Genomic DNA, 26,360 nt, shown 5'->3' on the forward strand with positions numbered 1-26,360 from the left:
CAATCCTTTGAATGTTCTACAAATTTCTCTCTACTTTTCTCATTTATTTAGTTGCCATTGCATTTCAAAATGTAATGGCTCAACGTTCTGCAAAAAACGATATTGCACAAAAAAAGTTAGACAGTCTTTGGCAAGTGCATGAAAAAACACAAAAAAATGATATAGAAGATACTTTAAAAATAAATACCCTTTTAGATATTGCAACACAATATCTTGACATAAAAAGTGATTCTGGGCGTATTTTAGCAGAAGTTGCTATTCAGAAATCAGAAGAAGAGCTATATTTTAGAGGAACAGCCAGCGCAGTCAGAGTGATTGGCAAATACCATCAGCAAAAAAGTAATTATGATTCAGCTATTCATTTTTTTAGAGCTTCTTCTGACCTTTATCAAGAAATTGGAGATTCAATTACTTATTCTCTTGTCTTGAACGAACTTGCAGGAATATATTATGTACAAGGAAACTACCAGCGTGCCTTAGAAAATTTATTGGTAGCCTTAGGAATACAACAGCGTTACGACGACAAACTCAAAGTAGCTCGTGCGCTCAATAATATGGCTCTGATTTATAAACGAAATCATCAATACGATAAAGCCATACAAATGCACAAGCAAGCTATTTTGATGAAGGAAGAACTCAATGATAGCACAGGAATTGTAACAGGAAATCTCAATATTGGTAGTGCTTATTCTGAACAGGGTAATCATCAGCAGGCTCTCTTCTATTTGGAAAAAGGATTGCCTTTAGCTCTCCAATTAGGAAATGATTTCCTTACTTGTCAGTATTATATCAGTTTGGGGATGAATATAATGCAAAGAGATTCCTTGAGAGACTCAAACTCTAAAGAAAAGACTTTTTCATACCTTATGAAAGCAGAAAAGATGATAGAAAATTTAGATAATCCACATCTTTTATTTCATGTTCATTTTGGAAAAGCTCAATATTTTTTCTTTACCAATGACTATACAAAAGCTAAAGTTTTAGCAAAAAAAGCCTTAGAATTAGCTCAAAAACTGGGATTGAGACAAAATATTGAAAATGTATATCATCTTCTATCACAAATTTATAAGAAAGAAAAGAATTTTGAAGCCTCCACAGACTACTTAGAAAGACATATAGCTCTTACAGACTCTTTAAAAAAAGAAGAAAATCATAATGAAATCAAACGCCTTCAAGCTGTATTTGAGAGTGAAAGACAAGAGCAGATTATTTCTACACTAAGAGAACAAAAAAAATTGCAAAAATCTGAAATTGCACGTAAAGAAATTTGGAACTACTCACTAGCAACAGGGACAATCTTACTTTTTATCATTGCTATACTTATCTTCATACAAAAGAGAGAAAGAGAACAACAAAACAAACAAATTTTAGAAAAAAGTACAGAAATCGGTCAGCAAAAAGAAGAAATCACACAACAAAACAGCCAACTCAAAGAAACTTTTTCACGCCTTTCTATTCTCTCTGAAATTGGAAGAAAAATAACAGCTACAATGGATGAGAATGCACTCATTTCAATTATTAAAGAAAGTATCGACTCCATTATGTTGGTCGATGGATTTGGTATCGGCGTTTATAATCCTCATTCACAAGCCATTGAATACAGTAATTTTATAGAAAACGGAGAGGTTTTGCCTTTCCATGCAGAGTCAATAACAGAAGAAAATAAAAGTCTCTCGGTACAGTGTTTTTTAAATGATAAAGAGTATTTTACTGTGGATGTCAGAAAAGAATATTTTCAAAAATACCAAAAACATATTAGTCCTATTATTGGAGAGATTCCCCAAACGGCATTTTTTATTCCTCTTCGAATCCGTGAACGTCCCATTGGAGTCATGACGATTCAGAGTTTTAAGAAAAATCCTTATACAGAGGATAATTTGGCTTTGCTTCGCAACCTTTCTACATATGTTTCTATTGCTGTGGCGAATGCTAATGCCTACAAGCTGATTCATAATAAGAACCAAAATATTATGGACAGTATGCGTTATGCCAAGACCATACAAAATGTTCTTACACCTAACGAAAAAACTATTTTAAATAACTTTTCTGAATATTGTCTGATTTATGGAGGAAAAGACATTGTAAGTGGCGATTTTTATTGGCTTACAACTATTGATAAATACACGTTTATCGCTGTGGTAGATTGTACAGGACACGGAATACCGGGAGCTTTCATGTCTATGATTGGAAATATGTTGTTAGAGGAGCTTATCAATCAAGAAAAGCATTTGCAGCCCTCAAAAATATTGAGACTTATGCATGAACGCATTAGAAAACTATTGAAACAAGATAAAAACACAAAACAAAGAAATAGTTCGAAAATTAATAAAGACGGAATGGATATAGTTCTGTGTAGAATCGAACAAAAAACGACTCGTATGCATGAAGTAACCTATTCTGGAGCAAAACGTCCTCTTTGGTATGCAGAACCTACACAAAACGAAATTCAAGAAATTGGAGCTACAAGATGTTCCATAGGAGGAAAACAAAGAGAAAAAATACGACTGTTTGAGGAAGATATTATTTGGCTACCTACTGGCTCTTCTCTATACTTAACCACTGACGGATTTGCCGATCAACACTCTCCACAAGGAGAGCGCATTGGAAGTCATAACTTAAAATTATTTCTCAATACTATCTTAAAGCAAGATATGGCAACTCAACAAGACCTATTAATTGACTTTCTAAAGGCACACCAACAAGGAGCAGAACAGCGAGACGACATTACATTTTGGGGAGTAAAGTTAGGATAATACCTTTTCTTGTTTGATTCAAATTATAGATTAAAGATAGCCTCTATTTTTAACAATTTTTGGGCTTATATTCGAATTAGTTAAATTGTCGTCTTAATGGATAAGAAAAAAGACATTTTCTAAGAAAAGCGCAATAAAAAATAAGAATAAGACAACATGGAAGAGTTTTTAGGTTTTTTGATAGCCATTGTCGTAGGTTTCGTGATGGGTTTGTTAGGTGGAGGAGGTTCTATTTTGGCTGTCCCTATTTTTGTTTATGTACTAAATATTGAAGCTGTTATTGCCACAGGATATTCTTTGTTTGTAGTGGGAGCTGCTGCCCTTGTAGGAGCATATAGATATTTTCAACAAGGATTAGTCAATCTAAAAATAGCTTTAGTATTTGGTGCACCATCGCTTATGATGGTCTATCTCACTCGTGCCTATATTGTTCCAGCTTTACCAGACCCTTTTTTTACGTCTGATTATTTCAACCTTACTAAAAATGCAGCTATTGTAGTCTTTTTTGCTATTGTGATGCTAATTTCTTCAACTATCATGATTCGCAAGGGAGCAAAACAACAGGAACAATCTCATATCCCAAAAACAGTTTCAAAAAAACCTCTAAGAATTCCTGTTCTGATTGTAGATGCTCTTTTAGTTGGACTTATTGCAGGTTTGGTGGGTGCTGGAGGAGGTTTTCTGATTGTGCCTTCACTTGTTTTTTTGGCACGTATTCCGATGAAAGAAGCTATTGCAACATCCCTTTTTATTATTGCTATCAATTCTCTATTGGGTTTTTTAGGAGACTGGCAACAACACGAGATAGACTGGCGTTTTCTGCTTCCCTTTACTAGCTTTACAATAGTAGGTATTTTGTTGGGCACACATTTTTGTAAATATGTTCCTGCTGCCAAACTCAAACAAATTTTTGGTTATTTGGTGTTGTTGATTGCCTTTTTTATTCTTTACAAGGAGTTTGTTCATTAGAAATAAATAGTTTTCTTACCTTCTATTTTCATAGCACCAAGAAAACGAGTAGCTTTGTGGTAAATCATATTTTATTTATTAAGTAAATCAAAACAGACACAATGCAATTTAGAATCGTAGCCTTAGATGTTTTAGAAGCAAACCTAGTCGCACCTACTCAAGAATTACCAAAGCAAATTATGTTTCAGTTTGATGTTAATTTAGAACATCGTTGGAACACAAATGATAATATATTTATTGTTGTTACTACAGTTTCTATTTTCTCTGATAAAAAAGAACATACTCTTGCAAAGTTCAAGACCAATACTGTTTTTCAAATAGAAGACCTTAGCAACTATGTAGATACAGAAAATAGCAAAGTAAATATGCCAACAGATGTAATCTTAGACATCAACGAGCTTGCTATTTCTACTACTCGTGGTTCGTTGTTTTATTTCTTGAAAGGCACTTATCTTCATAATGCTGTTTTGCCAATCATTGACCAAACCATTCCTGTAAACTAATTTAGGAAGACATAAATAAAAGGAATAAAAAAGTCTCTCAAAACAACATTGTTTTGAGAGACTTTTTTTGATAGATAGAAAGCGAAGGATATTTTTACTTAGCAGACTCTTTATCTTTCTTTGTAGTACGCTTACGACGAGTAGTACGTTTTTTCTCTACTACTTCAACAGCTTCTACATCTGCAAAGACACGTCCACAGTGTTCACAAACTACTAATTTTTTTCTTTCTTTTATATCTACTTGGCGTTGAGGAGGAACAATATTGAAACAGCCCCCACAAGCATTACGCTTTACATTCACAACAGCCAAGCCATTACGAGCATTCTGACGAATACGCTCATACGATAAATATAAATTTTCAGCTACGTTTTTGACACGTTTTTCACGCTCTTTCATGAGTTTTGCCTCTTCTTCTTCACTTTCTTTTACAATACCTTCAAGCTCATTGTTTTTAATTTCCAAATCTTTTTTGCGCTCTTCTAACGTTGCCGTTGTGTCTTCGATTTGTTTTTCTTTACGTTCTATTTTGTATTGTGTATCTCTAACTGCTTTTTCAGCAAGACGAATATCCAACTGTTGGTTCTCTATCTCACGAGCAATTGCTTGAAACTCACGGTCGTTACGAACATCCATTTGCTGCTCTTCATATTTTGTGATGAGCTTTTTATGGTCTTTTATAGCGTTTTCTTGAGTAGATTTAAGGTCATCTAATGATTTTTTTTCAGTTTCAAATTTTGAAACTCTTGTCTGATACCCTTCTATTTCGTCCTCCAAATCTTGGACTTCTTCGGGCAAATCGCCTTTTATTTTGCGTAATTCATCTAACTTAGAATCAACTTCTTGGAGTTTTACAAGAGCATCTATTCGTTTGGCTACTGGAGTAGGTTGTTCCATAAAATTGGTTTTGGACTCAGGTGGTTTGTAGAATGAGTTTTGGAATGTCAATTTGCTCAAACTAAATCAGTTATTGACAGTTGGTTTAAAGCAAAGACAATGATTTGCAAAGGTAGTGTTTTTTGCTTAATAAATAAAATAATGAAAAAGTAAGCCTTCCTATACAAATCATTTTCTGAAAATTAATTAGCTAAAAAATTCATAACAACTTTAAAGAATTCTTCTGGTGCTTGTGCGTGTACCCAATGCCCTGCCTCTTCTATGGTATGAACTTTTGCATTAGGAAAGAGTTTTTTTATCATGGGAATATCTTTTTCTTGTATATAACGAGACTCTCCTCCATCAATAAACAAAATTTCCTTTTCATTTGCCTCCACAGATGTTGGTATTTGCTTGTTCGTAGTAACAGCTCCTCCTATTTTATGTATAGATTTTTCCAAGACAGGCAAATTCATTTTCCACTCAAAACCATCTTTTGTGCGAGCCAAATTTTTTAATAAGAACATTCTTGTTCCTTCTTCATCTACATATTCTCCAAGTTTTGTATCTGCATCTCCTCTATTTTTTAAAGTATCTATATCAATTGCTTTCAAACCCGATAAAATATTTTCATGATGAGAAATATTATATTCTCTAGGAGCAATATCTACCACTATCATTTTGTCAAATCCGTTAGGATAGCTTAGAGCATACTGCATAACTACTTTACCTCCCATAGAATGCCCAATGAGCAATGGGTTTTTAAGCTGATGTTCTTCAATAAATATTTGCAAATCATTAGCCAACACGATATAATCCATTTCTACATGATGTGGAGAACGTCCGTGGTTGCGTTGGTCTATCAAAAATACTTGGTAGTGTTCAGCAAACTGACGCCCTAAGGTAAGCCAGTTATCAAGTGAACCAAATACACCATGTAAAATAAGTAAAGGCTGTGCGTTTGAACTTCCTAATTCCTTGTAGTTGAGCTTCATAATCTTGATTTAGTATAAATTTTGATTGATTCTAAGAGACAGTTATTGCCTCAGTTTTCCTTTATAAAACAAAGATAACTCTTTATAACTTATGACCTATCCATAACCTATTTCTTTTAAACAACGAATATTGAAATTTTCAAGAGAGATTTCTGCACGATAAATTCAGTTTTTTCTCTATAAAAACTCATAAAATAGGTTAATTCAATCCTTGAATAATTCAAAAAATAAATTTTCAAAAGTTTTTTTGGTGTAACATTAGAAGTTAATTAACACATTTTCAGTATGTTACACCTCATCAAAAGCTATTTTAGAGAGTATAAGTAAAAAAAGTCTAGTTCAATAGAAAAATAAAAATTTGCCTTAAATTTTGTATATGAAGCTATAAATCACATTTTTTACATCAAAAACCATATCATTTTGAACAAAACAGATTTTTACAAATTTAATTTTGAGTAAATTATCTTTTACAGATAACTCAAGTAATAAACTAAGGTTATTTAGTATTTGATTCTGCAACCTTATACTCTATCTTTGAGTATATAAAAACAAGGAATTGTACAATTTGATTCACACCTCCTTCATTTTATCACCTAATTAGATTATTCTAATACAATTTACTCAACTAAATTTAATTATCTACACTCTGAAAATTTTTACGCTATGAACACTTTAAATCAAATCAACACCAACGAAAATTGCAATGACCTTTTCAACGAACTAGAAAGAGAACTCCACATCGAAGAATTAGAGGAAAGACTGGAAATGACAACTGATGGAGATGGAGATGGAGATGTAGAACCTCCAAAGCTACCTTGGCCACTAGGTTAAACTCTTGTTGAGCTATTCTATTTATACACTTTGATATTACAATATGAAATTTATTCTGTAACCAAGCCTTTTCCGATGTGGAAAAGGTTTTTTTTGTGATATTCTTCACTAAGGATAGCCTATCCATTGAACTTTTACATTATTTTTTTTGTTAAATTGCTTGTTCTTATCTATGAAGATATTAAGAAAAACGTGTATTATATGATTAATTCAATTAACTTTTAAAGATTATGTTAGAATTCGCTCAAGACGAATATCGTATTGGAGGAGTTTCGGCTCTCTCGCTTTCAGAAAAGTATGGAACACCTTTGTATGTATATGATGCAAAGAAAATGGAAAAACAATACAAACAGCTTTGTAAGGCGTTTTCTAAGACTAAGATGAAAGTACACTATGCTTGTAAGGCACTTACGAATATTTCTGTCTTGAAATTCTTTAAATCTTTAGGAGCAGGACTAGATACAGTATCTATTGAAGAAGTACAACTTGGTTTATTGGCTGGCTTTGAGCCATCTGATATTCTCTTTACTCCTAACTCTGTATCACTACAAGAAATCAATGAAGCTGTTGAGTTAGGTGTACAAGTAAATATTGACAGTATTTCTGTATTGGAAGAGTTTGGACATAAGTGGGGAGGAAAAATTCCTGTTTGTATTCGTATAAATCCACACTTGATGGCTGGAGGGAATGCAAAAATTTCTGTTGGACATATAGATTCAAAATTTGGCATTTCACTCTATCAAATGCGCCACGTTTTGCGTATTGTAGATGCCTATAAAATGAAAATTACTGGGCTTCACATGCATACAGGCTCTGATATTTTGGATGTAGAAGTATTTTTGAGAGGACTAGACATTCTGCTAGAAACAGCAGAAGATTTTCCAGACTTAGAATATATTGATATGGGAAGTGGTTTTAAAGTAGCTTATAAAGAAAACGATATTACGACCAATATTGAAAAATTAGGAGAGCAAGTTTCAGAACGTTTCAACCAGTTTTGTACAGAGTATGGAAGAGAACTAACACTTGTTTTCGAACCAGGGAAATTCTTAGTAAGTGAAGCAGGTACTTTTTTAGCCTCTGTAAATGTCATCAAAACTACACCAACAGCCGTTTTTGTAGGTTTAAACTCTGGTATGAATCACTTGATTCGTCCAATGTTTTATGATGCTTATCATCACATTGTTAATATTTCAAACCCTACTGGCATATCAAGAGTTTACAATGTAGTGGGATATATTTGCGAAACAGATACTTTTGGGGCAAATCGCAAGTTATCAGAAGTTAGGGAAAATGATGTTCTTGCTTTTAAGAATGCAGGAGCATATTCATTTATGATGTCTTCTAATTATAACTCTCGTTTCCGTCCTGCCGAAGTATTGATATATGAAGGAAAAGATTATCTCATCAGAAAAAGAGAAACATTAGAAGATATTACAAAAAATCAGATTGAAATGGATTTTAAGAATATTTCCATTGAGCAAGAAATTATTTCATAATTTTTTCTACAAAAAAGCCATTTATTTAATCTGAAATAAATGGCTTTTTCGTTTCTAGTTCATTCATTTTAATAGTCAAAGGATTGCCTTTGACCTACGTTTATCATTTAACCAATGTATTTTTCCCACAAATCTGGACGGCGTTCTTTTGTTCGTTTCATTGCTTGTTCTAATCTCCAGTCTTCTATTTTAGCAGCATGTCCAGAAAGCAGAACTTCAGGCACTTCCATTCCTTCCCAGTTGGCAGGACGAGTATAAACAGGAGGAGCAAGCAAATCATCTTGAAAGGAGTCTGTAAGTGCAGAAGTTTCATCATTCATCACACGAGGAACTAAACGAATAATTGCATCAGCTACCAAAGCAGCAGGAATTTCTCCACCAGAGACTACAAAATCGCCTACCGAAATTTCTTTTGTAACATATTTTTGACGTATTCTCTCATCAATTCCTTTATAATGTCCACAAATTATCATTATATTTTCCTTCAATGAATAATTGTTAGCCATAGTTTGATTGAAAGTAACACCATCTGGAGTCATATAAATTATTTCATCGTATTTTCTTTCTCTTAGTAAACTATCAATACAATCTGCCAACGGTTGTGGTGTCATGACCATTCCAGCTCCTCCTCCAAAAGCATAATCATCGATACGTCCGTGTTTGTCTTTGCTATATTCCTTGAGGTCGTGTAAATTAAGACTTACAAGGTTTCTTTCTTGCGCTCTCTGTAAAATAGAATGACTAACAAAACTCTCAATCAGTTGAGGCAAACAGCTTATAATATCGATACGCATAATTTCTTTATTAAAATCGTCTAAAAATAAAGTACAAAGTTACGATTTTTGATTATTTTTATATAGAGACTACAGCGAAAACATCTTTATATCATTTTCACCAAAAAATATATTGCCCTTGAGCCTTTTAAATAAAATAGTGCCTACAAAAAAAGTAAGTTACAAAACTTTACACTCTACACAGGAAGTAAAGCGAAGACTACAAGATAAAACTGTATCCCAACCTCCCAAAATACCTCTAATTGGATTTACCCCTTTGACCTATCATGGAAAATTTGAAGAAGATTACTTTGAATTTGGTAGAAACTCAAGAGGAAACAAAGACCATCCACCTGTGGCTTGTGGAACTATTAAAGAAAATGATGCTAATCCATTAGAGACTATAGTTGAGGCAACCATTCGTCCTCATCATAATTTTACAACAGGAATAGTTCTTTTTTTAATATTGATTGTTTTTGCCTGCCTTCCAGCTATGTTTTCTATTTTCTATGGATACTACGATTCCATTGGCTTTTTTGTATTTCTACCCATATTTTTTAGCCTTGTTTTTTTAGCCAATTACTTAGTTTTCGTAAACTATAATAATAAGTTAGCAAAAGATATGCAAGATTTTATAGATGGAAAAATACTTAAATAAATGATTTGCAATACACTAAATTCTCCTTTTTCTTAAAAAAATAGTAACTTGCCTTACTATAAAATACATTCTAAATAGACACAAAAAACGCACAAACGTCATCTATACAATTCTATAATTATGAGCGACGCAAAAAACACAACCAAAACGCCAACAAAAAAAACGGCTGCTAAAAAAACTACCACCAAATCACGTACTACCAAAACAACAGCTAAAAAGTCTTCTTTTTCCAAAGAAACGTATATGAAGTGGTATGAAGATATGCAACTGATGCGTAAGTTTGAAGAAAAGGCTGGACAGCTTTACGGACAACAAAAAATTAGAGGTTTTTGTCATTTATATATCGGACAAGAAGCCTGTGTAGCTGGTGCTGTTTCAGCTCTAAATAAAGACGACAAATGGATAACAGCTTACAGAGACCACGCACATCCACTAGGCTTGGGAACGTCTCCAAATGCTGTAATGGCAGAGCTTTTTGGCAAGGAGACAGGCTGCTCAAAAGGAAAAGGTGGCTCAATGCACATGTTTGACAAAGAAGTCAATTTTATGGGAGGACATGGCATCGTGGGAGCGCAAGTTCCGATGGGTGCAGGGATTGGTTTTGCAGAAATGTACAACGAAACAGGCAACCTTTGTATTTGCTATATGGGTGATGGTGCTGTCCGTCAAGGAGCAATTCATGAAGCCTTCAATATGGCGATGCTTTGGAAAATTCCTGTAATTTTTGTGATTGAAAATAATGGCTATGCGATGGGAACATCTGTTAGTCGTACTTCAAATGTAATTGATTTATCTACTCTTGGAGAGTCGTATGACATGCCATCAGAAGGAGTAGATGCGATGAGCGTAGAAGCCGTACATGAAGCTGTGGCAAGAGCTGCAGAAAGAGCTAGAAAAGGAGAAGGTCCAACACTTTTAGAGTTTAGAACCTATCGTTACAAAGGACACTCTATGTCTGACCCAGCCAAATATCGTACTCGTGAAGAAGTAAATGAATATCGTAAAAAAGACCCAATAGAGCAGGTAAAAGATACGATTTTAAAGAATAAGTATGCCACAGAAGAAGAATTGAAGGAAATTGATGATAAAATCAAACAGCAAGTAGAAGAATCAGTTAAGTTTGCAGAGGAATCTGATTTTCCAGATGGAAAAGAAGCCTTTGAAGATGTTTATAGACAAGAAGATTATCCTTTTATTATGGACTAATTAGAAAAATTAGATAAGGACAAGAAAATTCTTGTCCTTATCTAAAGTAAAACTGTGATACTAATGCAAAAAATCGTTTGGATAATTGCTTTTTTAGGTATTTCGTTGGGTCAGGAGTGGTGGAATCCTATTTTCATCTTTCAAACCAATAGTGCAAAAAAAGAAGCAACAAAGTTATACAAGGAAAAAAATTACAAAGAAGCTGCTACCGAACTGCTCTACATGAACAATGTTTGGAAGTTAGAAGAACCTACTGTTACCCTTAACCTAGGGCATGCTTATTTTGAGCAGCAAGATACGTCTGCCATTGCTTCTGCCCTTACTTACTACTCGCAAGCAGTGAATAGTGAAAATGATAGAGTGAGAAGTGTAGCTAACCTTCAAGTGGGAGTGTTGAAGGCAAAACGTGCAGGCTCAAAGCAGACAAATCCAAAAGATAGAAAAAAAATCTATGAAGATGCTTTAGAGAATTTTAAAGAATCTTTGCGTGCTGACCAATATAATGAAGAAGCTCGTTTTGATTATGAACTCTTGAAACGTCTTTTGGAAATAGAAATGCAAAAACAAGAGCAAGAACAGCAACAAAAAGACGACCAACAACAAGAAAATCAAGAAGAACAAAGCCAAGACCAACAGAGCGATGATAGCCAAAATCAAGATGGGCAAGACGGACAAGAAAACAAGGAGCAAGACCAAAGTAAAGAAGATGAAAATGCTCAAAAACAAAATCAGCAACAACAAACAGCTGCTGATAAATTGAAAGATATGAACTTGTCAGAAGAAAGTGCTGAAAAGATTTTAGATGCCATGCGCCAAAACGAAGCACAATATCTTCAACAACAACAACGCAAAGGTAAAAAACCTCGTAATACAGGAAAACCAGATTGGTAGAAACCAAATATATTCCATGCAATACAAAGATTATTACAAGATTTTAGGACTTAGCAAAAATGCAAGTGCAGACGAAATCAAAAAAAGATATAGAGAGCTTGCAAAAAAATACCATCCAGACCGAAATCCGAATGATATTTTAGCCGAAAAAAGATTTAAAGACCTCAATGAAGCTCATGATATTTTGAGCGACCCTACCAAAAGAGCGCAATACGACCTTATGGGAAAAAATTGGGGAAGCTATCGCAAATTTGCAGAGCAAGCAAAACAAACTTATCAACAAAAAAAAGAAGAAGGTTTTGAGTTTAAAGACCTCTTTACTGGCGACCGTATGAAAGATGCTTTTAAAAATGTAGTGGATTTTGGAAGAGAAACTATCTTTAAAAATGAACCTACAAAAACAGGAATAAACAAAAAGCCAAAAACAAAAGAAATAAAGACTACAATTTCTTTTGAAGAAGCCTACACAGGAACAACAAGAGTTATTACGGTTGATACAAACCGTATTCGTCTAAAACTCAAAGAAGGAATTGCAGATGGACAAAAACTCAAATTAGGTGCAAAAGGCGAAAAAAATGAAGATATTGTCGTTGTTGTAGAAGTAGAGGAAAGTAAAGATTTTACTAGAGAAAATGACGATTTGCATACCACAGCAATAGTTTCTCTTTACGATGCCATTTTAGGAGGGAAAATATCTGTTCCGACAATGAAAGGCAAAATTTTGTTTCCTATTGCTCCCGAAACTGCCAATGGAAAAGTATTCCGAATCAAAGGAAAAGGAATGCCAGTCTATAACCAAGCTGGAAAATTTGGCGATTTGTATATCAAAATAGAAGTCGAACTTCCAAAAAATCTCTCTGCTAAGGAAAAAGAACTCTTTGAGCAGCTATCGAAACTGTAATTTTTTTTATCTTAAAAAACCCTAAGGGTCTTTAAGTCCCTTAGGGTTTATTATGTTTTATAAAAATGTCAAAAAATTCAAGCCACTCACTTGCTGATTTATTAAGTGATGCACAACGAAAAAAGTTAGGAACAAAAAAAAATACTGCTAATATTCCAACACCTATTTACATTCAAACCTACGAAGAGTTAAAAAAAGCTGCTCAAAAGTGGAATAATTGCTCACAAATCGCCATTGATACAGAATTTGATGATAATAACAATTATTATGGAAGGCATCTCTGTTTGGTGCAGATTTATGATACAGATAAAATTTATCTTGTTGATACAGTTAAATTAGAGGGAAATATTGAGCCTTTGCTTTCTATTTTAGAAAATCCAACCATTGAAAAGTTATTTCATAGCTGTTCTTCTGATTTGATTGTAATAGGCGATGTTTATGATTGCCAAGTAAAAAACATTCAAGATACGGCTCTGATGTATCGTTTTTTACTTAAATCTAGTAACGATATTGGACTTCAAAGTTTGGTAGAAGAAAAACTAAACATTGAGTTAGAAAAACAAGAACAGGTTTCAGACTGGGCAAAACGTCCACTTACAGAATCACAACTGATGTATGCAGCTACTGATGTAATGTATTTACTCGAACTTTTTGGTATTTTGAAAGATGAATTACAAAAGTTAGAACGATGGAACTGGTACGAAGAAGAAAGACAAAAACTAGAAGAAATTGGAGTAGAAAATTTGGATGAGACAGAAGACAAAAACACTATTGCAGCTCTAAAAGCTGTCATTAAATACAAATTTTCAGAGGAAAACAGAGTTCGTTTTATGATGTATTGGAATCTTAGAGACGAGATAGCCAAGAAAGTAAATCGTCCTCATTATAGAATCATTTCAAACAATCGTTTGGCAGAAATTATTGAAAAACCACCCAAAAAATTAGAACAATGGGAAACCTTAAAAGGCTCTTCTCACCACTTTAAAAGACGAGCAGAGAAATTTTTCCAACTTTCAAAAATTGACTTATCAAAACGAAAGCACCCTCTATTCAAAGAAATAGATAAAAAAACAGAGCAAAAAGAAGTCTATTATCAAGAAAAAAAACAGCATCAAAGAACCCTTCATCAAAGAGAAATTATGTTTAATAATCTGCGTGATGCTCTTACAGACTACGATGGCTTAAATATTCAGTCCCTAATTCTTTCCAATAAAAATAAAAATGATGTGCTTTGGAATGGAATAGAAAGTATTACCAATGGATGGAAAATGGATATTTTAGAAGATATTGCTAAGAAAAATGAATGGAATCTTGATATTTTGAAAGGTTCTTTGAAAAACTAATCAAAACTCAATAATTTGAGAAAGTAAATATTCAATAGAAGCCCACGTATTATTTAAAATATAAGGAATTTCAATTTCTTTGAGCCAAGATACTTTTTCTATCCCCTCTTCTGTTTGAGGTTGAGGGGTGCTTTCATCTTCCGTACTCATTTCAAACCAATACGTCTTTTTTATGATTTCTTTTCCCTCATACGTATAGATATGATAAGTGGTAGGAAGCTCCTTAACAACTTCTGCTTTTACGCCACACTCTTCTTCAACTTCTCTGACAGCAGCCTCTGCTTTCGTTTCGTTTTCTTCTAAATGTCCTTTTGGCAAGTCCCATTTTCCATTTCTAAAAATCCAAAGTTGCAATGTATCACGCATAACCAATCCTCCAGCAGCTTCCCTGATTTTGAATTTTTTAGCAAACTCATTGAAGGCTTCTTCTATATTGTCTGTCTGGATATAGGCTCTCGTAAATTCTGTTCTTGTTTTGAGAGAGAGATAAAGTTTGTAGCTATCTTCTAGCTTTTCTGTTTGTAGAATACGTCCTCCTGTAACGTCTGGATATTCGTTTACAAATTCTAAGTAATTATTTTGAATGAAAATACGCATGAAGTTTATGTTTTTTAATGCTTTGATAAAATAGAAAAGCAGAGTTTTTGTCTAGTCTAAAAAATGGAGTTTATTTTAGTGCAAAAGTGCAAAAAATTTAACTCTAAGGCTAACATTTTTCAATATTATATAATTAAAATTCAATTTTATATTTAAAAAAACATATAGTATTAATTTTCAAATTACTCTGTCTTTAATAACGGTTATCTCCACCTGTTTGTTAATAGATTAGCAAACTTCTACTTTTTTGTTATGTATATTTTTTCAAAAGCATTGGATTTTATCAAAAAAAATAAGTAAATTAGTTTAGAGACTTATCTAATCTGTTTTTTTAGAAATTAGAAAAATCAGTGTACTAAAAGATTATCTATTTTATATGAGAAATAATTACTTTTATTGAAATTGAAAAATTATGTCTATACCAGAAAAAGGAGTAGAAATTCCTAGCAACAAAGAAGAAGATGCTGCCCAAGAAAAAGAACAAAAATTAAAAAAAGAAAAGGAACGTGAGCAACAGGAAAAGGCACAAATTTTACAACGTTATCGCCATCTAATGCGTATTGCTCGTCCATATATGCAAGGCAACGATGCTCAAAAAATAAAAAAAGCCTTTCAAATTGCAACAGAAGCACACGGAAATGTACGTAGAAAATCGGGCGAACCTTATATTTTTCATCCTATTGAAGTAGCAAGAATAGTAGTAGAAGAAATGGGACTAGGAACAACTTCTATCATCTGTGCCTTGTTACACGATGTAGTAGAAGATTCGGATATTCCTCTCTCAAGACTAGAAGATGAGTTTGGTAGTCGTGTTGCAAAAATTATTGATGGACTTACAAAAGTCCCTAGCGATATGTTTGGGCAAGAAAAATCGCAGCAAGCAGAAACATTCAGAAAAGTCTTACTTACTATTTCAGAAGATATTCGTGTAGTGCTTATAAAAATTGCTGACCGTCTGCACAATATGCGTACTTTAGAGAGTATGCCAAGTGCAAAACAGCTAAAAATTAAAGCCGAAACACAGTATATTTATGCGCCTTTAGCCCACCGTTTAGGTCTTTATAATATTCGTTCGGAGCTAGACGATTTGTCGTTGAAATATTCTAATCGAAAAGCTTATGATGAAATTGTAGAACATATAAAACGTACAAAAGCCTCTCGTACTCGTTTTATCAATGAATTTAAAAAGCCAATTGAGGAAGAACTGGCTCGCCAAGGCTTCGATTTTGAAGTCAAGAGTAGAATGAAATCTATTTCATCTATCCATAAAAAAATGGTCAAACAACAGATTCCTTTTAGTAAGGTCTATGATTTGTTTGCTATCCGAATTATTCTCAATACTGGAGTTGGTGAAGATGAAAAAGCAGCTTGTTGGCGTACTTATTCTATCGTAACTGATTTTTATCAGCCTAGTCCACAGCGTTTGAGAGACTGGATTAGCGCACCCAAAACGACAGGTTACGAATCGCTACACACGACTGTAATGAGTAAGCGAGGGCAATGGGTAGAAGTGCAAATCAGAACACACCGAATGGATGAGATTGCTGAAAAAGGTTATGCTGCTCATTGGAAATATAAAGGAGGGACTGACAAAAGTGAATCTAGTATTGAAGGTTGGATTGCTAGAGTACGTGAAAGTATTGAAAACAAAGACCTTTCTGCATTAGAATTTATAGATGAGTTTCAAAACAACTTTTTTAGTGATGAAATTTATGTCTTTACGCCAAAAGGTGATTTGAAAGTTTTGCCACAACATTCCACCATCTTAGATTTTGCCTTCGATATTCACTCCGAAATTGGAGAGCGATGTATGGGTGGAAAAGTAAATCATAAGCTCGTCCCCTTAAATTATGAGCTTCAAAATGGCGATCAAATAGAAATTTTAGTTTCTTCCAAAACTAAAGTAAATGAAGACTGGCTCTCTTATGTCCGTACTTCAAAATCAAAGCAATGTATTCGCCAAGCTCTCAAAAAAGACCAAAAGAGTGTCATTGAAGATGGAAAAGATATTGTAAAGCGAAAGCTCAAACAACTCAAACTTGAATTTAATGATGCTACAGTCAATCAGCTTTTAGATTATTTTGGTTATAAATATGCTTCTGATTTTTATTATGCTATTGGAAAAGGAAAAATTGTGCATACACAAATCAAGAAGTTTATAGAAGATGATGAAGCCTACAAAGCCTCAAAAGTAAAACCTAAGAAAGAAAACAAGGAACATAAGAAGAAGAAAAAAGATGATATTCTTCTTATTGGTGGCGACTCAACCATAGAATTTCATTTATCAAAATGCTGTCACCCTATTCCAGGAGATGATATTTTTGGACTGACCACAAGTGGAAGAGGAATCCGTATTCATAGAACTGACTGTCCGAATGCTGTGGCAATTATGGCATCGTATGGTGATAGAATTATCTCTGTAAACTGGGCAAGCCAAAAATCACAAACTTTTGAAGTCTTGTTAACTATTATTGGAGCAGACCGAATGGGACTTGTCAATGATGTTACTCGTATTATTTCCAACCAAAACAAAGTCAATATTTGTGGAATTAGCTTTAATATCAGTCAAGAAACCGTGTTTGAAGGCGAGGTTCGATTACGGGTAGTTAATACAGACCAAGTTCAAAAACTCATTGATGAGCTAAAAGAGCTTGACGGAGTAGTACAAGTAATGCGACAAGATGAAGAAATAGAGGATTAGCCTTATCAAAACCTTAAACACCAAGTGTTTAAGGTTTTATTTTTCTGACTTCTTCCCTAGCTCGTGTTAGAGCAACATAAAGAATATTTATTTCTTCATTGATAGCTTGTTGTCTAGCTTCTGAAATTGGTTTTCCTGTTTTGGTTTGAGTAGCTTTCAAGATTTGAGCTTCTTTGACAAAATCATTTTGAAGATAAACAATATCCCATTCTAAACCCTTGCCTTTGTGTGCTGTTGTGAAAGTGATGTCTGCTTTATGAGGCTGAGTAATTCGGTTTTGAAGTTGTTCTAAAAGACTTGGCAACTCATTTCCATACTTTTTTACCAGTTCTACCAATCTTTTGAGCGAACGGTCTTGAGAAGCTGCTGCTGTTTCTTCAATTTGTTTCCAATCATAAAAAAAAGCCTTTTTTCTACTTGCTTTGCTTTTCAAATTTAATAATTGAGCAATAGAAGAACCATCTTCCAATTTTAGATACTGCTCAAAATTTCCTTCAAAAGCTATTGAACTCACTTTTTTAGACTCAAAAAGCCATTCTATTGCTGTTTGAATAAGTCCTAGATGTGTTCTAGCAATAACAGCATGCATTTTTTTATCTTGATGAAAAGATGCTGAACGAGGAATCATTTCAAAGTTATTTGCTTCAAAATTTGGAAAAATATGTTTTTTCCACGCTACGACTTCTTTTGCAAAGTCTGTTACGACAGCAGGACAGCGAAAACTTTTTTGAAGATTCAGACTAGGAAAATCTGTATTAGATAGCGAATTGATAGCACTTCGCCACCCATAAATCTGTTGATGTTCGTCTCCAACAATAAGCCGAGTAGCTTCTTGATTCATAAAAATATCCAACATCACAGGCGAAGCATCTTGTCCTTCATCGAAGAGAATCCAATCAAAGGACAGTTTAGGATTTGAAAGTTGGTATTTTTTGAGATAAAAATCGTGTGTTATCGGAATTTGAGTATCACTCATTTTTTCAAAAAGCCACTTTACTTGTCTTTCTAATTGGTCATAATTTTTTTGAACAAAAGAAAGTCCTTTTCGTGGTGTGAGCTTTTCAGTATAATCAAAGTTTGAAATATGTGTTTCCGTACTTTGACAAAAGGCATCAAAAAAATCCTTTGTATGGCGAGCCAAAAGATAGCTATTTGTAGCTTCTCTCTCTGACAAATGAAAATAATTTTTAATAGAAGAGAGCGACAAATCCAAGACCAAAGGCGATTTTTTCTTTTTAAAAAGACTTCTGTATGCCAATGAGTGTGCCGTTTCTACCCAAAGTGTTGGAATATCGTTTTGTCCACTTAGTCGTAATTTTCTTAAAATTTCTTCTTTGATAGCTCTATTAAAAGCTAGATATAACATAAAACCTTCGCCCTCTCGCTTTTTGGCATACTCTAAAAGAGCTGTCGTTTTTCCAGAACCAGCTACAGCTTCCACCTTCAAATCGCCTTCTGATTCGATGATAGATTCTTGCTCTTGGGTAAAATTAGGTTGTATGTTATTTTTCAAGTGCATTATTTTTTATAAACTCATTCGTGCAAGTGGGGCTACCGTTTGGTCAGTAAATTCTCCTTTCAAAAATTTGTAGTGTGCAGCCATTGCAATCATAGCAGCATTGTCGGTACAATATTCCATTTTGGGAATAAAAATATCCCAGTTTTTTTCTTTTCCTAATTCTGTCATTCTTTTTCTAAGCTCTGAATTGGCAGAAACACCTCCAGCAATCGCAATCTGATTAATCCCTTCTTGCTGTGCTGCTTGAATAATTTTTCTTAAAAGTGTTTCTATAAGTGTATGCTGAATAGTTGCACAAATATCATTAATGTTTTCTTTTATGAAATTCGGATTTTTCTGTTCTTGTTTTCTGATATAATAGAGAATTGCCGTTTTGAGTCCAGAAAATGAAAAATCAAGGTTGGGCAAATCTACTTTTGGTAAACCATAGTCTTTTACTGTTCCTTTTTGAGCTAGTTTATCAATTTCTACTCCTCCTGGATAAGGCAAACCTAATATTTTGGCAGTTTTGTCAAAGGCTTCTCCTACGGCATCGTCTTGTGTTGTTCCAATAACTTCCATTTCTAAATGGTCTTTTACCAAAACAATTTGTGTATGTCCACCCGAAACGGTCAAACATAAAAACGGAAATTTTGGCTTAGGCTCATCAATAAAATGAGCTAATACATGTGCTTGCATGTGATTGACTTCAATGAGTGGAATCTCCAAACTAAGAGCCAACGATTTGGCAAATGCCGTTCCGACAATCAAAGCTCCCAAAAGTCCCGGACCACGAGTAAATGCAATCGCATCTAGCTCTTTTTGAGAAATACCTGCTTCTTTCAATGCTTCCATCACGACAGGAACAATATTTTGCTGATGTGCCCTAGAAGCCAACTCTGGAACAACTCCACCATACGCACGATGAATAGCTTGTGTAGCAATCAGATTGCTTTTTACTTCTCCATTTATAATTACGGCAGCCGAAGTTTCATCACAACTTGACTCAATGGCTAATATTTTTGTCATATTTTTGTAAATAATCAATCAAACCCTAAGGGTTTCAAATATAAAAAAATGAATCTATCAAAAATTCAATCTTTTTTAAAATCATTTCAAAAACCCATTCACTCACGCATTGCACCTACTCCCTCTGGCTTTTTACACAAAGGTAATGCTTTTTCTTTCCTCTTGACGTGGATATTGGTCAGAAAAACAGAAGGAACGCTCACTTTACGCATCGATGACATAGACAAAAGTCGAAAACGAACAGAATATCTGCAAGATATTTTTGATACACTTCATTTTTTAGAAATGGATTGGGACAAAGGAGCAAAAGACTCCCAAGATTTTGAAAAGAATTACTCTCAACATCATTTTTTAGAAATGTATCAAAACGAAATTGAAGTTTTAAAAACTAAAAATGCTGTTTTTGAATGTGATTGTTCTCGTTCTGTAGTACAAGCTCGTCATGCTGAAAGTAAAAATGTTTATGATGGGTTTTGTTTTAATAATTCTGATAAAAAAATTACAAAAAAAACAGCTCTTCGAATAAACACTGATATTTCTATTGCTAAGTCTGTTCAAATAGATGATATTTTAAATGAAAGCCTAACTGTCAATATTCATAAAAAAATGCCTTACTTCATTGCTCAAAAAAAAGACAAGCTACCATCTTATCAACTTGTTTCCTTGATAGATGATTGTAGAATGAATATAAATGTTGTAGTAAGAGGTTCAGACTTGATACATTCAACAGCTGCACAGCTTTTTTTGGCAAATATTTTAGAAAAAAAATTGTTCTTAGAAACTACATTTCTCCATCACAATTTGATAGAAGATACAGAAGGAAATAAAATTTCTAAATCGGCTGGAAATAAATATGATTCTTTTTCAGTAAAATATTTTAGAGAAAATGGAGGCACAAAAGAGATATTTTTAAGACAGTTTTGTGAGTGGTTAGGAATAGAATCAAAGAAAAGTTTAGAAGCTATTTTAGATTCACTTTAATTGTTGAAATGTTGATTTTAGAAAACAGAATTTTGAAAAAAGATTAGTTATAGCTAATTTGATAGACTGAAATCTCCCTGCTAATTTTATCTTACTTTCTTGTTACTATCTTTCTACAATTTTTCATTGATTATGAATAAAAATTTCTACCATATTGCTACGTTTCTCTTAGTTTTTTTTATAAAAATCAATGCCATTTATGCTCAAGACAAAGCTCCAAAAACATCCCCAGACTCTACCATGAGGCACTCTTTTGAGGCAAGTTTGCAAGAACTTTTAGATGAGGAAGTAGATTATGAAAATCTTTGGTCGAATGCACGAGTAATGACAGCTAGTAGGAGTGTAGAGCGTATTGGAACAGCTCCAGCAACCATTTATGTCATCACAGACGAACAAATCAGACAGCGAGGTTATACGTCTTTAGAAGATGTTTTGGGTGATATTCCAGAAATTGAAATCCAACAGAAGGCAAATACTTATACTAATAGTTATTATTCTATTCGTGGAATTGGTGGAAACGAGCGTTTTGTAATTCTACAAGACGGAATCCGTATCAGTTCTATTACTGGGGTTTTGCATCCTGTACAGCACAATTTTGCCATTTATCATGCCAAACAAATTGAGGTTATTTTAGGTCCTGCTTCAGCTTTATATGGAGCAGATGCCTTCTCTGGAATTATCAATATCATTACTAAAAATGGCGCAGAAATAAAAGGAGCAGAGGTCAATAGTTCGTATGGTAGATTCAATACAGTTGATAATTCATTTGTAGCAGGAGCAGCCATCAAAGATATTTCGGTAATGATTTATGGAAAACAGTATTATTCGGCAGAGCCAAACTTTCCAGAATTTTATCCAGAAGATTATGATTGGTATATCAATCGTTATCAGACCAATGGCGAGGTTTTGGTAAGTCAGTTTGTACCAGACCTTACCAGAACAGTAGAAATTGAGCCTTTTGCTATGCCTACACAAGCCTATAATGTTGGAACAAAAGTAAACGTAGGTGAAAATTTTTCAGTAGGATTTACCTATCATAAGCAATATCATTCTACTTCAGTAGCCAACCGACCAGAATATACCTTGTTTAAAAAAGACATTCGTTATGGAACAAATATCAGTAATATTTACACTTCTTTTCAAAGAACGATAGACAAACTCTATTTTAGAACTATCGCTTCTTTCAACTCTTTTACAGTAGATGACGATTCTCACTTTGAAAATGTCTATTCAGGTTATCAGAAAGGGTACAAATATGCTTCTGAATCAGCCTTTCAGTTTGACCAGCAGTTTCAATATTATTTTACTGACAAGACCAACCTAACATTTGGTGTTCTTTTTCAAAATGCAAAAGCACTTCCACAAACAGGCGACTTGCCTTTTCCTTATGATGGAAATGACCCACGCTTTTCAACAAGACAATATTATATTGGAACAAATGTAAATGATTCGGCAGGAAATGATTTGAGTATTTATCAAGATTTTTACTGGACACAATATCAGACTTATGGTGTATATGCACAGTTCAAAACCAGTTTTGCAGAGCGTTTGTATATGACTTTGGGAACTCGTTATGATTATAATACTCGTTATGAGGGAGCTTTCAATCCTCGTGTTGGACTTGTTTTTTCACCTGATGCAAAATTCAATATCAAACTTTTATATGGGCAGGCATTTTTAGCCCCTTCCAACCAAAAAACATTTCAGCAGTTTGGCGATTTTATACCTATTACAAATGATAACAATCAAATTACTGGTTTTACACTTCCATTTTATCATCTTCCAAACCCTCGTTTACGTCCAGAGCTTAATCGAACGATTGAGTTAAATTCATCTTTTGCACCTACCAATAATTTACGTTTTAGTGCAGATATTTATCATAATACTTTGACAGGAGTGATTATAGATGTAATTGAATCAGGCAAAACATTTAAGGGTATTGATGTTTCGGCTGCCGAAATACCTGCTAATCAAGGAAATTCTACCACTTATGGAGGAACTTTTCAAGCTATCTATCATAAAACGTTTGGCGATTGGAAAGTACATACCAACTTTGCCTACTCTTATTCTGATGGAGAATTAAATGACGAAGAGCTTCCTCTTAGTGCTATGCACACGCTACGACTTTTAGGAGAGTTTTCATACAAAAACTTTGATTTTACACCCTCTATTCTTTACAGAAGTACTAGCTATCATACTACTTTTAAAGATGACACTGGCGAACCCCTTGGAAATACTCCTTTTTGGGTAGCTTCTTTGTATGCAGGTTACACTATAAAAGAAAAATTCACTGTCTTTACTCGTTTTAGAAACCTTTTAGATGCTCGTTATTACAATACTTCTGTTCCAAATGTAACAACTTTTATTGGTGTTCCTCAAGACCCATTACGATGGAATGTAGGAATTAATTGGAAGTTTTAATTAAAAAATAGGATTAGAAAGGATAGCTCTATCAATAGAATCTTGACGTTGTTTTTCTCTAAGTCTTAACTTTCGCATCTGTTCTTCATACTCTGGAGTAAGTTTATATTCTTCTCGTTCTACTTTTCGCTTTATTCTGATGAGCGAATTAGCATAATCTGTATTTAGTGAATCTGCTTGGTATGCTTTTTCAAAATAATTACGTGCAATTTTGAAACGCTCTAATTTGTCTGTTGGTTGATAGAGTTTGTATTCATACAGATAACCTAATAAATAGTTAGCTATCTTTTGAGATGGTTTTTGGGACAATACTTTTTTCAAGTAATACTCTGATTGAATGTAATACTTTTTTTCATACATATATATACCTACCTGTAAAGCAGCTTCATCTAATGTAGAGTCTTGCTCAACAGCTTTTCTATACCACACTATCGAACTATCTCTTTTATTCAGATTACTCCATGTATTTCCATAATGTAGAGAAAGTTGAGCTAATGTTCTGTCATTTTCTTTATTTCTTACTGTTTCAGAGCTTAGTTTCTGAAAAGCAATTTGAGCCTCTCTCCATGCATTTTTTGGAAGCTCTGAAGTATTATAGACTTTAACAAGTTCTGTATAGGCTGGAATATATGTACTATCTTTCTGAATAGCTTGTCTTAGAAATGGAATAGCTTTAGTGGTGTCATTTTTCTTATTCCAAATTACACCTTGGTAATACAATGTTTCTACCTTTTCTCCTGTTCGATGCGCCATTTCTTCAAAAGCCATCAGAGATTCTGACCATTTTTCTTGACTAAAAGCAGAATAAGCATACAGACGGTAAAGTTCTAAGTCTGTAAAATCCATATCTATCGCTTTCTTGGCAGCTTCCATTACCTTTTCTGGTTCTTCTCTTTGTTCGTATGCCTGCGCTAAAGCAAAATAATACTTGCCCTTCGTACTGTCTAGAGAAATAGCTGTTTCAATATCCTCTAGGGCAATATTTTCTTTTCCAGAGGACAAATATAAAGAAGCTCGTTTGTAGTGATAATGTGCCTTACTTTTGTTGTTTTCACTTTGTTCAATCTGTGTATTTAAAAACTGAACTTGATTTGATATTTTTGTAGTAACCGAATCAGGAAAAGGAGGCAGCGTTTCGACAAACTGTTTTTTATCTGACTGACAAGCTGAAAAAAAACAGAGAGAAAAGAATATTAGTAAGAAAAAAAAGCTACCTCTATACATTTATAGTCTGTAATTTATCATTAAAAATTTATTTCTTTACCCACTCTCTCACAACATCCAAAACAACAAATACATATTTTTGGTGTTCTTCTTTAGCTTCCATTTCTGGCTCTTTTCCTCCTATATTTACCATTTTACCTACATAATTTTCTTCTTTGGCTTCGTTTTCAAAAACCCATATTGCATATCCTTTAACACCAAAATTGCCATCTTCTAATTTGTCAATATCACTTTGTGTAAGCACAAAATAAGTTTTTTCATCAATTATAAATTTGGATAACTGACGCTCACTCTCCTGTACAGAAGCCAACGAACCTGTAATTTCTACTTTAAGATTTTTATCTGAATGAACTGTTGGAATACGAAAATTTGAATCTTTCATTGTTGAAATAATTGTATTTATTATAAATATATATTTAATGTATTTTTAAATTCTGAAGTCAAAATTCTATACTTATTTGTAACCAAACCAATTTAATTTATTTGCTTTTTTACGCCAATTTTCACTTACCCTCACATAGAGTTCTAAAAATACTTTTTTACCAAAAAAGGCTTCCATATCTAGTCTAGCTGCTTGTCCAATTACTTTCAAAGCACTTCCATTTTTGCCAATCAAGATACCTTTTTGAGATTTTCTCTCCACATGGATTTCTGCACTAATACGAATAATCTTTGGCTCGTCTTTAAACTCTACAATTCCTACTTCAGTAGAATAAGGTACTTCTTGCTCATAATTTAGAAATATTTTTTCTCTAATGATTTCGGCAGCAAAAAAACGCTCTGGACGGTCTGTGAGCATATCCTTATCGTAATATGCTGGGTGTTTTGGAAGATATTTCAAGATAAGCTCTAAGAGTTGGTCTGTATTAACTCCCATAAGAGCAGAGATTGGTAAGATTTCTTGAGGATTCAAAACCTCTTTCCAACGAGCAATTTTTTGTTCTATCACATCTTGACTGACCAAATCTGTTTTATTCAAAAGAACAATCAAAGGAATTTTCCTTTTTTCTAAAACTTTACGAAGTTTGTCTATGGCATCTTCTTCGTCGTGGCTTTCATCTAAAGAAGTAACCAATAGAATTACATCGGCATCTTCCAATGATTTTTCTACAAAACGCATCATTTTCTCATGAAGCTCATATTTTGGAGAAATAATACCAGGGGTGTCTGAAAAGACAATTTGATAGTCTTCATCATTTAAAATCCCCATAATACGATGACGAGTAGTCTGTGCCTTCGGAGTTACAATGGCTAGTTTTTCTCCTAACACAGCATTCATAAGTGTAGATTTACCACTATTTGGTTTTCCTACCAAAGCTACAAATCCAGCCTTATGATTTTCCGATTCTTTACCACCATTTAGAATGGCATCTAAATCAAGTTCTTTCATAACTACAAAGTTCGCTTTTTTTGTAGAATAATTTATGCTTTATGTATAAAATAATCTAAAATTACAGATTTAGACATCGTTTTTAAGTAAAATTCATGAAATTATTGAAATAAAATTCACTTTTTTTGCTTTAAACATTTGCATATTCAAAAAAAAGTTGTACCTTTGTAAAACATTTAAGGCAAATAGGTTTTAGATGTATCCAAAACAATGGCGCGAGATAGAGCAGTTGGTAGCTCGTCGGGCTCATAACCCGGAGGTCACAGGTTCGAGTCCTGTTCTCGCTACTAATACCCCTTTACATATACGTGAAGGGGTTTTTT

The 26,360-nt window shown here is 33.6% G+C and carries 22 protein-coding genes and 1 tRNA gene; 14 read left to right on the forward strand and 9 right to left on the reverse strand.

Features of this window, described 5'->3' with window-relative positions; genetic code table 11:
- Nucleotides 1–11 precede the first annotated feature (11 nt).
- The 3 genes from QZ659_RS13770 to QZ659_RS13780 all read left to right on the forward strand — a co-directional run bounded on the left by QZ659_RS13770 (nt 12) and on the right by QZ659_RS13780 (nt 4,225).
- Nucleotides 12–2,753: a tetratricopeptide repeat protein gene (locus tag QZ659_RS13770; protein WP_291726408.1), complete on the forward strand. Its 2,742-nt coding sequence runs from the start codon at nt 12–14 to the stop codon at nt 2,751–2,753.
- A 156-nt stretch (nt 2,754–2,909) separates the two neighbouring features.
- Complete coding sequence (locus tag QZ659_RS13775; RefSeq protein ID WP_291726409.1) at nt 2,910–3,722, forward strand: sulfite exporter TauE/SafE family protein; 813 nt, start codon at nt 2,910–2,912, stop codon at nt 3,720–3,722.
- Nucleotides 3,723–3,823: 101 nt separating this feature from the next.
- Entirely contained in the window at nt 3,824–4,225 is a 402-nt protein-coding gene (locus QZ659_RS13780) for a hypothetical protein (protein WP_291726410.1), read from the forward strand.
- Between the two features lie 94 nt (nt 4,226–4,319).
- Here QZ659_RS13780 and QZ659_RS13785 read toward each other — a convergent pair whose 3' ends face one another.
- Nucleotides 4,320–5,120: a zinc ribbon domain-containing protein gene (locus QZ659_RS13785; RefSeq protein WP_291726411.1), complete on the reverse strand. Its 801-nt coding sequence runs from the start codon at nt 5,118–5,120 to the stop codon at nt 4,320–4,322.
- Between the two features lie 182 nt (nt 5,121–5,302).
- A complete protein-coding gene (locus QZ659_RS13790) occupies nt 5,303–6,094 on the reverse strand; it encodes an alpha/beta fold hydrolase (RefSeq protein ID WP_291726412.1) in 792 nt (263 codons plus the stop codon).
- Nucleotides 6,095–6,757: 663 nt separating this feature from the next.
- Here QZ659_RS13790 and QZ659_RS13795 point away from each other — a divergent pair.
- Entirely contained in the window at nt 6,758–6,925 is a 168-nt protein-coding gene (locus QZ659_RS13795; protein WP_291726413.1) for a hypothetical protein, read from the forward strand.
- 230 nt (nt 6,926–7,155) lie between these two features.
- Nucleotides 7,156–8,424 (forward strand): diaminopimelate decarboxylase, encoded by a 1,269-nt coding sequence (gene lysA, locus QZ659_RS13800; protein ID WP_291726414.1) that lies wholly within the window; start codon nt 7,156–7,158, stop codon nt 8,422–8,424.
- Nucleotides 8,425–8,531: 107 nt separating this feature from the next.
- On the opposite strand, the gene trmD is transcribed toward lysA, so the two are convergent.
- On the reverse strand, nt 8,532–9,218 hold the full coding sequence (gene trmD, locus QZ659_RS13805; RefSeq protein ID WP_291726415.1) for a tRNA (guanosine(37)-N1)-methyltransferase TrmD: 687 nt from the start codon (nt 9,216–9,218) through the stop codon (nt 8,532–8,534).
- Nucleotides 9,219–9,357: 139 nt separating this feature from the next.
- Between trmD and QZ659_RS13810 the strand changes: the two genes are divergently transcribed.
- The 5 genes from QZ659_RS13810 to QZ659_RS13830 all read left to right on the forward strand — a co-directional run bounded on the left by QZ659_RS13810 (nt 9,358) and on the right by QZ659_RS13830 (nt 14,196).
- Complete coding sequence (locus tag QZ659_RS13810) at nt 9,358–9,855, forward strand: hypothetical protein (protein ID WP_291726416.1); 498 nt, start codon at nt 9,358–9,360, stop codon at nt 9,853–9,855.
- Nucleotides 9,856–10,098: 243 nt separating this feature from the next.
- Nucleotides 10,099–11,061 carry a pyruvate dehydrogenase (acetyl-transferring) E1 component subunit alpha gene (pdhA, locus tag QZ659_RS13815; protein ID WP_291726429.1) on the forward strand — a complete coding sequence of 321 codons (963 nt, stop codon included), beginning with the start codon at nt 10,099–10,101 and terminating at the stop codon, nt 11,059–11,061.
- A 63-nt stretch (nt 11,062–11,124) separates the two neighbouring features.
- The gene (locus QZ659_RS13820; RefSeq protein ID WP_291726417.1) at nt 11,125–11,952 is read left to right on the forward strand and encodes a hypothetical protein; all 828 of its coding nucleotides are present in this window, start codon (nt 11,125–11,127) and stop codon (nt 11,950–11,952) included.
- A gap of 16 nt (nt 11,953–11,968) precedes the next feature.
- Nucleotides 11,969–12,853 carry a DnaJ C-terminal domain-containing protein gene (locus QZ659_RS13825; protein WP_291726418.1) on the forward strand — a complete coding sequence of 295 codons (885 nt, stop codon included), beginning with the start codon at nt 11,969–11,971 and terminating at the stop codon, nt 12,851–12,853.
- A gap of 65 nt (nt 12,854–12,918) precedes the next feature.
- Entirely contained in the window at nt 12,919–14,196 is a 1,278-nt protein-coding gene (locus QZ659_RS13830; protein ID WP_291726419.1) for a ribonuclease D, read from the forward strand.
- Here QZ659_RS13830 and QZ659_RS13835 read toward each other — a convergent pair whose 3' ends face one another.
- Nucleotides 14,197–14,793: an NUDIX hydrolase gene (locus QZ659_RS13835; RefSeq protein ID WP_291726420.1), complete on the reverse strand. Its 597-nt coding sequence runs from the start codon at nt 14,791–14,793 to the stop codon at nt 14,197–14,199.
- Between the two features lie 412 nt (nt 14,794–15,205).
- On the opposite strand from QZ659_RS13835, the gene QZ659_RS13840 reads away from it, so the two are divergent.
- Nucleotides 15,206–17,494, forward strand: coding sequence for a RelA/SpoT family protein (locus QZ659_RS13840; protein ID WP_291726421.1), 2,289 nt, complete (start codon nt 15,206–15,208; stop codon nt 17,492–17,494).
- A 28-nt stretch (nt 17,495–17,522) separates the two neighbouring features.
- Here QZ659_RS13840 and QZ659_RS13845 read toward each other — a convergent pair whose 3' ends face one another.
- Nucleotides 17,523–19,007, reverse strand: coding sequence for a UvrD-helicase domain-containing protein (locus QZ659_RS13845; protein WP_291726422.1), 1,485 nt, complete (start codon nt 19,005–19,007; stop codon nt 17,523–17,525).
- A gap of 12 nt (nt 19,008–19,019) precedes the next feature.
- Nucleotides 19,020–20,021 (reverse strand): tRNA (adenosine(37)-N6)-threonylcarbamoyltransferase complex transferase subunit TsaD, encoded by a 1,002-nt coding sequence (tsaD, locus tag QZ659_RS13850; protein ID WP_291726423.1) that lies wholly within the window; start codon nt 20,019–20,021, stop codon nt 19,020–19,022.
- Nucleotides 20,022–20,069: 48 nt separating this feature from the next.
- Here tsaD and QZ659_RS13855 point away from each other — a divergent pair, with 48 nt between their 5' ends.
- Nucleotides 20,070–21,002, forward strand: a complete 933-nt coding sequence (locus QZ659_RS13855; RefSeq protein WP_291726424.1) for a glutamate--tRNA ligase family protein — start codon at nt 20,070–20,072, stop codon at nt 21,000–21,002.
- Between the two features lie 132 nt (nt 21,003–21,134).
- A complete protein-coding gene (locus QZ659_RS13860; protein WP_291726425.1) occupies nt 21,135–23,423 on the forward strand; it encodes a TonB-dependent receptor plug domain-containing protein in 2,289 nt (762 codons plus the stop codon).
- Here the strand turns inward: QZ659_RS13860 and QZ659_RS13865 are convergent, their stop codons facing one another.
- The 3 genes from QZ659_RS13865 to era form a co-directional block, all read right to left on the reverse strand.
- The gene (locus tag QZ659_RS13865) at nt 23,424–24,647 is read right to left on the reverse strand and encodes a tetratricopeptide repeat protein (protein ID WP_291726426.1); all 1,224 of its coding nucleotides are present in this window, start codon (nt 24,645–24,647) and stop codon (nt 23,424–23,426) included.
- Nucleotides 24,648–24,675: 28 nt separating this feature from the next.
- On the reverse strand, nt 24,676–25,029 hold the full coding sequence (locus QZ659_RS13870; protein WP_291726427.1) for a hypothetical protein: 354 nt from the start codon (nt 25,027–25,029) through the stop codon (nt 24,676–24,678).
- 72 nt (nt 25,030–25,101) lie between these two features.
- Nucleotides 25,102–26,037, reverse strand: a complete 936-nt coding sequence (gene era / locus QZ659_RS13875; RefSeq protein ID WP_291726428.1) for a GTPase Era — start codon at nt 26,035–26,037, stop codon at nt 25,102–25,104.
- A gap of 214 nt (nt 26,038–26,251) precedes the next feature.
- Between era and QZ659_RS13880 the strand changes: the two genes are divergently transcribed.
- Nucleotides 26,252–26,324: transfer RNA gene (locus QZ659_RS13880), tRNA-Met, on the forward strand.
- The last annotated feature ends 36 nt before the right edge of the window (nt 26,325–26,360 follow it).

Origin of the sequence: Bernardetia sp., from assembly GCF_020630935.1 — a bacterium.
GTDB lineage: Bacteria > Bacteroidota > Bacteroidia > Cytophagales > Bernardetiaceae > Bernardetia.